Raw genomic sequence first — 11,041 nt, 5'->3', positions numbered from 1 at the left:
TTCGATGGGAGCGACGATCCGGACATTCATCGGACTTCGCATTGCGGCGACGGATGCCTTGCGGTCCGTCAGCGCCGATCTGGGCCGGATGGGGCGGGCGGTGAAGATCACCCCCGCGGACAAGTTCCACCTGACCCTCAAGTTTCTGGGCGACACGCGTCGAAGCCAGTTTGACGACATCGCCGCCGCCCTTCGAAAAGCGTCGTCGTCGGTCTCCAGGCATGCCATTGAGATCGTCGGGCTGGGAGCGTTTCCCAAGAGCGCGCGGCCCGCGGTCGTCTGGGCCGGAGTGCGGCCGGCCGGGGAGATCGAGCGCCTCGCGGCGATTCTGGATCGGCTGCTCGAGCCGCTGGGCTTCGTTCCCGAAACGCGCCCTTACCATCCGCATCTCACGCTGGCCCGGGTCAAGGGGGACGCCGCCGGACTGGAGGAGGTCATTGAGGCCAACCGCGAAACGCCCTACGGGTCGGCAACGGCGGCCGTTGCTGAGCTGTTCCAGTCAGAGCTGACGCCGGGCGGCAGCCGCTATACGTCGCTGGCAACCGCCGAACTGGGGCCGGGCGGTTGAGCCGGTTTGAGGTGCCCGGCTCCTCTTTTGCTTCTTCTACTTCTCCGTCCCGAAGATCCGCGAGTTGATGCGCTTCGCCCCGCCGCCGACGGCGATCTGTCCGTCGAGCTTGATCCGTTTCGGAGTGAGACATTCCTTGTGGTTGCAGGCCTGGTAGCGAAGCGTGAACTTCAGTTCGTCCGTGGTGACCTTCACATCCTGAGGAACCTTCATCGACGCCATGATGATGACCTGCCCTTCATAGACCGAGACGGGCTCATCCTGGTCTTCCATCTTCAGGTCTTTCCCCTTGGGATAGACGATGTCGGTCAGCTCGATTCCGGCCGTCGAGGCCAGCTCCAGTTCCGCGGGAAGGACGAAGTCGGGCTTGGCCGGGTTTGCATTCACGTGCCATCCCTCGACGATGTCGAGCACACAGGCGACCTTCGTCGTCGTCCCCGGCGTCAGCTTGTCGGTCGACAGGAAGATCCGCCCTTTGACGTACTGGTGCTTCGCCATTTCGGCCTGCGCCGGTTGGGCGAACATCTGCAGTTTCTCAGCGGCCTGAGCCGGCGGCGAAGCGGGCCGCGCCTTCGGCGGCTCGTTGGCCGCGATCAGCGTTTCCACGGCCGGGGGGGCGGCAATCTCCTTCGCCGGTTGACGCAGCACTTCGTCCGCCCCGAGCAGCATTCTCGAAAAGCCTGAAGGAGACTGCTCGATCTGTGCTCCAAAGGCCGCCAGCGCCTTCTCGGCACGGCTCTGGTAGGCGACATCCTTTGTGATCCGGAACAGCCGGGCCAGCGCGTCGACGCTCACGCTGTTTCCCGAGGGCATCACCGAATCGTAGCCGTCCTTCATCCGGGCGATGAGCGGCTCATGGTGATCGGCAGTAAAGAAGAAGCCGCCATTCCGTTCGTCCCAGTACTGCTCGACCTGGTCATCCATCAAACGGCGGGCGGCGTTCAGCCACTTTTCGTCGCTGGTCACTTCGTAAAGCGCCACGATTCCATCGATGAGGAAAGCGTAGTCGTCCAGGCAGGCCGCGTTCGCCGCCTGTCCTTCGCACCACGTCCGCTTCAGCGTTCCTTCGGACGTGCGCATGGACGTCAGGATGAACATCGCGGCCCGGTCGGCCGCGGCGATGTAGCCAGGCTCATCGAGCAGCTTCCCGCAGACCGCAAGAGAGCGGATCATCTGACCGTTCCAGGAGGCGATGATCTTGTCGTCACGGAGCAACGCCGGGCGGTTCTTGCGGACGTCGAGGAGGCGTTCGCGGGCGGCCGCCAGACGCGAGGCGACATCCGCCGCGGTTCCGCCAAATGATTTCGCCAGTTCCTCGTCCGACTTCACGCGATGCAGGACGTGGCCATGCTCGAAGGGGGACGGCTGGTCGACGCCATAGGCCGCCGCGAACAGGGGAGCATCGTTGACGAGAGCCTTCTGGACCTCTTCAGGCGACCACACGTAGTAGGCCCCTTCGATTCCATCGGTTTCGGCATCCAGCGCCGAATAGAAGGCACCGCGGGCGTCACACAGGTCGCGAAGCACGAATCGCAGCGTCTCGTGGGCCACCTGCCGGAAATCGTCGCGGCCCGTGCGGCGGGCCTCGATCGCATAGATCTCCGCGAGCTGCGAGTTGTCATACAACATCTTCTCGAAGTGGGGCACGAGCCACTGTCGGTCGGTGCTGTAGCGATGGAATCCGCCCGCCAGGTGGTCATAAAGCCCCCCACGGGCCATGTGTTCGAGCGTGAAATCAAGCGCTTCGCCGACCCCCTGCTCGTCGGCATGATGAGCGAGCAGCAGGAGCTTGCTCGGCTGAGGGAACTTCGGCCTGTTGGCCGCTTCGGCGTTGAATCCAAATCCGCCGTACTCGGGATCTCGCGACGCGACCAGGTCGGCGACCGCCTTTTGCACCGCATCGGCGGACGGAGCCTTGGCGACGCTCAGCGGAGACGGGCCGGACAGTCGCTGGACTTCCCGCGCGATGACATCGGCCGAACCGCGGACCTGTGCTTCCTGCCCATCCCAGATCTCGTGCAACCGCTTGAGCACGCCCGGGAAACCGGGCCGCCCCGGAAGGTCGTCGGGCGGGAAATAGGTTCCGCCCGCGATCGGCTTCCCTTCGGGTGTGAGGAAGATCGACAGCGGCCAGCCGCCGCCGTCTCCTGCGCCGGTTGCCTGCAGGTACACCTGCAGCGAGAGCATGTAGAGGTCGTCGAGATCGGGCCGCTCTTCGCGGTCGACCTTGATGTTCACGAAGTGCTCATTCATGTACGCGGCGATCTCCGGGTTCTCGAAGACCTTCCGCTCCATGACGTGGCACCAGAAGCAGCTGCTGTAGCCGATCGACAGGAAGATCGGCTTGTTCTCGGCCCGGGCCTTCTCCAGCGCTTCCGGTCCCCAGGGGTACCAGTCGACCGGGTTGTGGGCGTGCAGCTTCAGGTACGGACTGGTTTCCCTGGCCAGCCGGTTGGCTTTCGCCGTTGCGGCCGGCTGCTCCTCGATCGACAGGGCCGGGGAGCCCGACAGCACAGCCAGAGCGAGGGAGGCCGCGGCAAGAGCGCGGCCGTGACGGCAACGAGACAGCATGAGTCGGGATCCTTCCGAATCGCATTTCCACCGGCAATTTCCGCCGGAGTTGAATCGTAACTCATGGGCAGGGGTTGATGCGACCGCAGGTTGCTGGGGGTGGGCGGGGTTTCGCGACTGCGGTGCGGGGAGGGTCGTTACGCCGCGTGGCGTGGGAAGCGCGAGGAATTCGTGTGTCGCACGCTTGCAGGTCGTCCCCCCGATGCGTAATGTCATTCACTGTTGAGACTGAATCTCAGTTTCTTACAGGTTGGGCGAACGCAGAACTCTCCCTGCCCCTTCGATTGCGAGCCACCCCTGCTCGGATTCCTCAGATGACTCTCCCTCGACCCCTGCGATTGCAACGCGGATTTACCCTCATCGAACTTCTGGTCGTGATCGCGATCATCGCGATCCTCATCGCCCTGCTGCTTCCCGCAGTTCAGCAGGCTCGTGAGGCGGCCCGCCGCACGCAGTGCAAGAACAACCTCAAGCAGATCGGCTTGGCGCTCCACAACTACGAGAGCACCTACAGCGTGTTCCCGAACGTGAATGCGGCCCACAATCCGATCAGCGGCACGACGTTCTTCGCGTCGATTTTGCCCATGCTCGAGCAGGGTAACACCTATTCGCGCTACGACTTCAACAAGGGCAACTCTGACCCCGTCAATCGCGAAGCCGTCGGGCAGCAGATCGCCGCCTACCTCTGCCCCTCCGGCTCGATGCGCCGTCCGGTTCCGTCCTGCTCGGGCGACAGCGGAAGGGCCCCCGGCATGTACGCCGCCTGCGTCGGCAGCATCGCTTACGACATGTACTGGCAGTCGATGGGCAACCCCCGGCCGCCGCTCAACGGCGCCATCATCTACTCGGACGCCGTCGGCGGTAAGACTGCGATCCGCGATTTCACCGATGGAACTTCCAATACCATCATGATTGGTGAAACCGCCTATAACCTGCCGAGCTACAAGTTCTTGCCAAGTGACGCTCTCTGCCCGGGGCAGTCGCGGTACTCGTTTACCTACTGGTCGAACCCCTACCCGACCTCGACCGGCATCAGCACCCAGTACGGCTTTAACCTGAAAGACAACGGCCAGCCCGGCAACGGCTACACCAGCAGTTGGGTTGGCACGTTCCGCAGCGAACACACCGGCACGGTGAATTTCGCCCTCTCGGACGGATCGGTCCGCGGCATCTCCGACAATATCTCGTCGGTCGTTTTGACTTCACTCGCCACCCGGAGCGGCGGCGAAGTGACGGGAGAGTTCTGATGATGATTCGCCATCGCCTTCGTATGGCGGCGGCAGGGATGGTGCTGGCGATTCTGGCCAGCGGCTGCGGTGGAGCAGACCCCAAAAGCCATGCCCGGGTGGCCGTGAGTGGCACGGTCACCCTGGACGGCCAGCCGTTGGACAACGCGGTGATCCTGTTCGTCCCATTACCTGAAGTGAACGGGCCGACCGCATCAGCTGGGATTGTCGAAGGAAGGTTTCAGCTGTCGGCGGAAGCCGGACCGGTCGCCGGAAAGCATCGCGTCCAGATTGAGTCCAACGATCATGGTGGGATCGCGCCGGATGACGAGGCGGCCCTCGCCGAGATGGCCGCAGGCAAAAGGAAGCTCCCCAAGACGGTGAAGATTCCGGCCATCTACAACAGTCGGAGCAAGCTCGAAGAAACGATTGCCGCCGATTCGCCGAACGAGTTCACGTTCGAACTCGTGACCAGGAAGTAGTTTTCCGAAGCTGGCCGGCCCAGGTCGGCCGGAAACGCAGAGTCGATGTCCCCTGTACTGCACACGAGAGGCTCTTATGAAACGCATCCTGCTTGCTGCGGCTGTGGCCGCCAGCTTCCTGACTCCGGCCGCGGCCCGAGCCCATTTCATCTTCCTGGTCCAGAAGCATCATGACGGCAAGGACCGGGTGCATGTGTACTTCGCTGAAGAGGCGGCTCCGGACAATCCGGAACTCCTCAAGAAACTCGACGGAATGGTGGTCAAGGCAGTTTCCGCCAAGGGCGAAGCCAAGGCCGTCGATCTGAAGGCCGATGAGAACTCGCTGACGTCGGAGGTTCCGGCCGGTACGCCGTTCACGACGACGACCTTCCAGTACGGCGTGATGGCGCGGAATGAGTCGAACAGGTATCGTCTGGTGTACCACGCCAAGTCGGGCCCGGTTCTCGGGGACGCAGCGTGGAAGGCGGTCGACACCTCGAAGATGGTCGAAGTCGACCTGATTGCCGCGGACACGAAGGACGGCAAGATCGAGCTGACCGTGTTGTGGAAGGGCCAGCCTGTTCCGAAGTCGGAAGTGGCGGCGGTCATTCCCGGCATCGGCCCGAAGAAGGCCGAGACGGACGATCAGGGAAAGGTCGTGTTCGAGAAGGGTGAGCCCGGCCTGTTTTCGGCCCGCGCCCGGATTATTCAGGAAGGCAAAGGGGAAGAAGGCGGCAAGCCGTATGATAGCACCCGGCACTACGGAACAGTTTCGTTCTCGACCGCCTCGGTCTCCGGAACGAAAGAACTGGCTCCGCTGACGCCGGCAGTCACCAGCCTTGGTGGCGCGATCGTTGGCGACTCGCTGTACGTCTACGGGGGCAACCTCGGCAGCGCCCATTCCTATTCCAACAAGGGGCAGAGCAACACCCTCCGCAGGCTCTCGCTCTCCGGCCAGTCGGGCTGGGAAACGGTTGCAGAAGGACCGGCCCTGCAGGGGCTCGCGGTCGTCGCCCACGGTGGCAAGCTCTATCGCGTCGGCGGCTTCACCGCGAAGAACGACGAAGGAAAGCCGAACGACCTCGAATCGCAGGCCTCCGTCGCCTGTTTCGATCCGGCGGTCGGGAAGTGGACTGATCTTCCGGCCCTCCCCGAAGCCCGTTCGTCGCACGACGCGGCGGTCCTCGGCGACACGCTGTACGTCATCGGAGGCTGGAAGCTCGGCGGCGGCGAAGGCGACACGCAGCGCGGCTGGCACAACACCGCCTGGTCGCTCGACCTGACCGCCAAGAAGCCGGAATGGAAAGCGGTTGCGAAGCCTCCTTTTGAACGTCGGGCCCTCGCGGTCGCCGCCTACGACGGCAAGCTGTATGCCATCGGCGGGATGCAGAAGGAAGGTGGTCCGACGACGAAGTCCTCGATCTTCGACCCGGAAACCAACGCCTGGTACGAAGGCCCGGCTCTCGTGGGCGATGACGGCATGACCGGCTTTGGCGCATCCGCGTTCGCCACCGGCGGCAAGCTGTACGTCAGCACCAGCAAGGGCAACCTGCAGCGGTTGAGCGCCGACGGCAAGAAGTGGGAGATCGCCCGCGAACTGCCGACGGCCCGGTTCTTCCACCGCATGCTGCCGGTTGACGACTCGCGCTTCGTGATGGTTGGCGGGGCCAACATGGACAGCGGGAAGTTCGAGCAGGTTGAGATCGTGTCCGTCACGGAATAGGCGGAACCAACGTCAGACTCCCAAGTCTGCGTTCCGGGGGCGTGCTCCGCAGGGGGAGTGCGCTCCCGTTTTTTTGCGCGCATCGGGACAGTGGAGTTGCACGCGGAGCCCCATCTGCGGGGATCAGTTTGCATTCCCCGGTGGTCCGCGTGAACATCGTGGAGGATCAGGAGTGGCAAAAGATTGAACAGAAGGAAAGGAAGAGAGGGAAGAAGCGACTCAGTGCGTGCCTGCGTTCACCAGCACCTCGATCCTCCCAACGACGCCGCTTCGTTACCCCCTTCATTTCCTTCCCTGCCTTCTGTTCAAAGTCTTTTGTTCAAGCTCTCTTGGTCGTCTGCAGCGACGAACGGATCACGGAATGAAGATTGCTTACTTTGAATGTGCGACCGGCATCGCCGGCGACATGACCCTCTCAGCCCTCGTCGACGCGGGCGCTTCGTGGGAGGCGGTCACGTCGGGCATCGCAGCGCTCGGCCTGCCGGGAGTCTCGCTCCGGCTCAATGAAGTGCATCGCTGTGGATTTCGCGCGAAGCACCTCGTTGTCGAGCACCCCGAGCAGCACGCCCATCGCCACTACAGCGAGATCGTCGATCTGCTCGACAACAGCGGGCTCGCGGCCAAACCGCGTCAGGTCGCGCATCGTCTCTTCCGGGCGATCGCAGAAGCGGAAGCGAAGGTGCACGGCATGCCGCTCGAGCATGTCCACTTTCACGAAGTCGGCGCGATCGATTCGATCGTCGACATCGTCGGCGTCGCGATTGCGTTCTGTGACCTCGGCATCGAACAGGCGTGGTTCAACGCCATCCCCACCGGCCGGGGATCGGTGACGATCGACCACGGCGTTTGCGCCGTTCCAACGCCCGCCACGGCCGAACTGCTTCTCGGTGTTCCGCTGGCGGATGTGCCGCTTCAGGCCGAGCTGACGACGCCCACCGGAGCGGCGATCGTTAAAGCTCTCGGAAAGGGATTCGGAGCACAGCCCGAGATGACGGTCGCCGCCATCGGATGCGGCGCCGGAACGAAGGACTTCAAGGACTATCCCAATATCCTGCGCGTCTTCATCGGCCAATCGTCGCTCAGCGCCGACGGCGACATCGTCACTCTTCTCGAAACCAACCTCGATGACATCCCGGCCGAAGTCATCGGCTACACGACCGAGCGCCTCCTCGCGGCCGGCGCCCTCGACGTCTACTCCACGCCCGTCGCCATGAAGAAGCAGCGGCCGGGCGTGATGTTGAGCATCCTGTGCTCACCGCATCAGGCAGGGGAATGCGAGGCGATCCTGTTTGACGAAACGGGGACGCTCGGCATCCGGAAGCAGTCGATCCAGCGAGTCAAGCAGTTCCGCAAGGCACATTCGGTGACAACCCCCTGGGGCGAAGTCGCGGGAAAACTCGCGTGGCGCGGCTCGTCGACGCCGCGGTTCACTCCCGAGTACGAAGCCTGCGCACTGATCGCACGGCAACAGCATGTCCCGCTCGACAAGGTCTACCGCGCCGCGCTCGCGGTGTACGCCGCCATTCCCGTCGATCCGGCGACACTCGTCGAGGAACCAGCGCCAAAGACTCAGAAGAGCGGCCGGGATCACTCCCACTCGCATGATCACAGTCACAGCCATGATCATTCGCATGACCACTCGCATGATCATGGGCACAGCCACGACCATGGGCACTCTCACGATCACGGCGGCCATTCGCACGATCACTGAATAGACTGGAACAGAAGGTAAGGAAGGAAAGGAAGTGGGGACGGGCGCCTGCCAGAGTCGTTCGACAGCCCTCAAGGCTGCCCGGACGATGTGGTCTCGAATTGCGGGTTGAGTTCGAATTGAAGACCTTTCTTCCCTTCCTTGCCTTCTGTTCAACCCCTTCTGTCTTCACTGCCGGGTGACTCTCCATGTTGACGACGGCCCTGGCGCTGGAAGATCTTCGCCTGCGGATTCTCGCCGGCTATCCGCTGCTCCTGCTGCGGACCTACGAAGAAGAACGCTGGATCCGGGAACTCGGCGAACTGTGCGGCGAAATGGAGAAAGGGCTGGTCGCCTGGTCGGCGACGTCTGGGGCTGAGCCTCCCCTGCTCGAACTCGTCTGTGAGCCTCTGGAATTCCTACGACAGACAGCCGACTACCCTGAGGACCACGTTTTCGTCCTCAAGGACCTGCACCCGCATCTGAAGGATTCTGCCGTCGTGCGGCAGCTGCGGGACCTGATCCCCGGGCTGCGCGAGCGGCGGCAGTCGATCCTCCTGATCTCGCCGGTCGACGACGTGCCGGTCGAATTGATGAAGGATCTCTTCGTCATGGAGCTCCCGCTTCCGGGGCTCGAGGAAATGCGCGAGGTGCTGGGTGGCGTGCGGGAATCGCTGCTCAATCCGGTCAGGATGGAACCCGATCAGGAGGAGCATCTGCTGAAAGCGGTGCTCGGATTGACGGCCGAAGAGGCGCGAAAGGCCTACGCCCGGGCGCTGCAGAATCGGGAAGACATCGACGACAGTGTTTACGCCGGCCTCGTGGCCGAGAAGCGGAACATGGTCCAGGGATCCGATCTGCTCGAATTCTTCGACCTTGATGAAGGGGTCGATGACATCGGTGGCCTGGAAGGTCTCAAGGCATGGATCGCCGAGCGGGCGGAGGCGTTCAGCGTCGATGCGCGGTCCCGCGGCATTTCCAATCCGAAGGGGGTGCTGCTCGCGGGCGTGCAGGGCTGCGGAAAAAGCCTCAGCGCCAAGGCTATCGCCCGGCTGTTGGGCTTTCCGCTCGTCCGCATGGATCTTTCCAGTCTGCTCGAATCGGCCCGCGGCTCGTCGGAGCAGAACCTCCGCGAAGTCCTGCACACGATGGAGACGATTGCCCCCTCGGTGCTCTGGCTGGAAGAAATCGACAAGGCGTTCGCCGGCTTTGACGCCGAAGCGACAACCGACGCTACGATCGCCCGTATCGTCGGCCGGTTCCTGACCTGGCTTCAGGAACACACGGCCCCGGTCTTCGTCGTGGCGACGGCGAACAATGTCTCCCGGCTCCCGCCCGAACTCCTGCGACGGGGACGCTTCGACGAGCTGTTCTTCGTCGACCTGCCGAACTACTACGAACGCAAGGCGATCTTTGAGATCCATCTGAAGCGGCGGGGCTGGAAGCCCGAGATGTTCGACACGGATGCGCTGTCAAACCGCACCGACGGCTACAGCGGGGCGGAGATCGAACAGGTCGTGAACTCGGCGATCATCGAGTCGTACAGCCAGAGCCGGATGCTGACGGATGACGATCTCGAGCAGTCGCGGGACCGGACGGTTCCTCTTTCCGTGACGATGGAGGACCAGATCTTCTCCCTCCGCGAGTGGGCCCGGTCGCGTTGTCGACCGGCCACGCTCGACAGCAGGCTGGCCCAGATGATGGATGAGGAGGAACGGCGGGGCGAAGACAACGTGGGCGACGGCCGCGCCCCGAAGCTCAAATGGCTCGAACTGGCGGAGTACGGCCAGTTCGGCCCCGCGATCATCGAGTACGTGCGGTTCCACGACCATGTGCCGCTCGACCGTCTGGTGACGGACCTCGGCGCCTGCTTCGAGAGCAGTGGAGAGTTCGGCCTCGTGCTCAACGCCGACACCAAGGCGGTCGTCTGGACGCGGATGAGCCGCGAAATGGCCGACCAGCTGGCGACCTTCGTGGCGGGGAAACGCCTCTACTTGAACCCTGCCCGGCCCGATGCGTATCAGCTCAGGACGCTCGACCTGCCGGTGCTGCAGAACCTGCCAGCCGAGAAGCTCGACCGGCCGGCCTGGATGCCGATGACGCTCAGGCTCATGCCTCCCGCGGGCGGCAGTGCCCGCTACAGCCGCCTCGCCAGGATCAAGCTCGGAAAACGCGGGTAACGCGAGCGATGCTGCGACTCGCCCCTGACCGCGGATGTGGCTCGACCGCTGGAACTGCCCTGTCGGCCCAAAACGAGACCTCGGCGCAACAAAAAACCCGCCGGCTTGCGCCGGCGGGTCGACCGTGTCTCAGGGTTGAATGAAAATCCTTACGCGAAAGGGACAGCGCCCCAGTACCGACACGGTAAAAAAATATGACGTGAAAGCCTCGAATGCTGGGATAGTAGCGGCCCAACGCTGATTGCCAAGTGAAATCCTGCCTTTTCGCGATTCCCGGAAAATCGGAGTTGGCCGCTGTCCTCTCCTCAGGCAAATTCGGGGCCGTTCCCTGTTCCCGAGGCATTCTGTGTCAATTCCGGACACCAGCTTCTGAAGGCTGCTTCATTCTGCGGAATCATCGCTCGCGCGCTGCTGCGAATCGGTCGACTGGCAGGCGGAAAACCCCTCCCAGCGGGCAGGATTGCCGATCGGCACAGCAGGTGCTTGAGAAAGTGGTCGCTGCAGTAGCAGGACATCGGCCCGCACTTGCTCTGCGCGGAGGCGTCACCTGGTTTCGCCAGGTGGCGCTTTTTTTATGCGCCGCCCTTCGCGTCAACGCCCGCGACGCTGCCTGCGAGGGACC

Annotated in this window: 7 protein-coding genes; 6 read left to right on the top strand and 1 reads right to left on the bottom strand. The window is 63.3% G+C overall.

Features of this window, described 5'->3' with window-relative positions:
* Positions 1 to 4: 4 nt before the first annotated feature.
* Positions 5 to 568 carry an RNA 2',3'-cyclic phosphodiesterase gene (gene thpR, locus Pan44_RS08165; RefSeq protein WP_145029022.1) on the top strand — a complete coding sequence of 188 codons (564 nt, stop codon included), beginning with the start codon at positions 5 to 7 and terminating at the stop codon, positions 566 to 568.
* Positions 569 to 604: 36 nt separating this feature from the next.
* Here the strand turns inward: thpR and Pan44_RS08160 are convergent, their stop codons facing one another.
* On the bottom strand, positions 605 to 3,139 hold the full coding sequence (locus tag Pan44_RS08160) for a DUF255 domain-containing protein (protein ID WP_197453936.1): 2,535 nt from the start codon (positions 3,137 to 3,139) through the stop codon (positions 605 to 607).
* Positions 3,140 to 3,453: 314 nt separating this feature from the next.
* On the opposite strand from Pan44_RS08160, the gene Pan44_RS08155 reads away from it, so the two are divergent.
* The 5 genes from Pan44_RS08155 to Pan44_RS08135 all read left to right on the top strand — a co-directional run bounded on the left by Pan44_RS08155 (position 3,454) and on the right by Pan44_RS08135 (position 10,419).
* On the top strand, positions 3,454 to 4,386 hold the full coding sequence (locus tag Pan44_RS08155; protein ID WP_145029018.1) for a DUF1559 domain-containing protein: 933 nt from the start codon (positions 3,454 to 3,456) through the stop codon (positions 4,384 to 4,386).
* Complete coding sequence (locus tag Pan44_RS08150) at positions 4,386 to 4,847, top strand: hypothetical protein (RefSeq protein ID WP_145029016.1); 462 nt, start codon at positions 4,386 to 4,388, stop codon at positions 4,845 to 4,847. The genes Pan44_RS08155 and Pan44_RS08150 overlap by 1 nt, the downstream gene beginning before the upstream one ends.
* Before the next feature lie 76 nt (positions 4,848 to 4,923).
* Positions 4,924 to 6,549 carry a Kelch repeat-containing protein gene (locus Pan44_RS08145; RefSeq protein WP_145029014.1) on the top strand — a complete coding sequence of 542 codons (1,626 nt, stop codon included), beginning with the start codon at positions 4,924 to 4,926 and terminating at the stop codon, positions 6,547 to 6,549.
* A gap of 361 nt (positions 6,550 to 6,910) precedes the next feature.
* Positions 6,911 to 8,260 carry a nickel pincer cofactor biosynthesis protein LarC gene (gene larC, locus Pan44_RS08140; RefSeq protein ID WP_145029012.1) on the top strand — a complete coding sequence of 450 codons (1,350 nt, stop codon included), beginning with the start codon at positions 6,911 to 6,913 and terminating at the stop codon, positions 8,258 to 8,260.
* 188 nt (positions 8,261 to 8,448) lie between these two features.
* Positions 8,449 to 10,419, top strand: a complete 1,971-nt coding sequence (locus Pan44_RS08135; protein ID WP_145029010.1) for an AAA family ATPase — start codon at positions 8,449 to 8,451, stop codon at positions 10,417 to 10,419.
* Positions 10,420 to 11,041 lie beyond the last annotated feature (622 nt).

This window comes from Caulifigura coniformis (genome assembly GCF_007745175.1).
GTDB classification, from domain to species: domain Bacteria; phylum Planctomycetota; class Planctomycetia; order Planctomycetales; family Planctomycetaceae; genus Caulifigura; species Caulifigura coniformis.
The sequence above is the reverse complement of the archived record's forward strand: the minus strand, read 5'-3'. Positions and strand labels throughout refer to the sequence as shown.

Excerpts from the sequence above, each read along its gene's own strand:
- thpR (WP_145029022.1), top strand. The coding sequence starts at position 5 with ATGGGAGCGACGATCCGGACATTCATCGGACTTCGCATTGCGGCGACG.
- Pan44_RS08160 (WP_197453936.1), bottom strand. The coding sequence starts at position 3,139 with ATGCTGTCTCGTTGCCGTCACGGCCGCGCTCTTGCCGCGGCCTCCCTC.
- Pan44_RS08155 (WP_145029018.1), top strand. The coding sequence starts at position 3,454 with ATGACTCTCCCTCGACCCCTGCGATTGCAACGCGGATTTACCCTCATC.
- Pan44_RS08150 (WP_145029016.1), top strand. The coding sequence starts at position 4,386 with ATGATGATTCGCCATCGCCTTCGTATGGCGGCGGCAGGGATGGTGCTG.
- Pan44_RS08145 (WP_145029014.1), top strand. The coding sequence starts at position 4,924 with ATGAAACGCATCCTGCTTGCTGCGGCTGTGGCCGCCAGCTTCCTGACT.
- larC (WP_145029012.1), top strand. The coding sequence starts at position 6,911 with ATGAAGATTGCTTACTTTGAATGTGCGACCGGCATCGCCGGCGACATG.
- Pan44_RS08135 (WP_145029010.1), top strand. The coding sequence starts at position 8,449 with ATGTTGACGACGGCCCTGGCGCTGGAAGATCTTCGCCTGCGGATTCTC.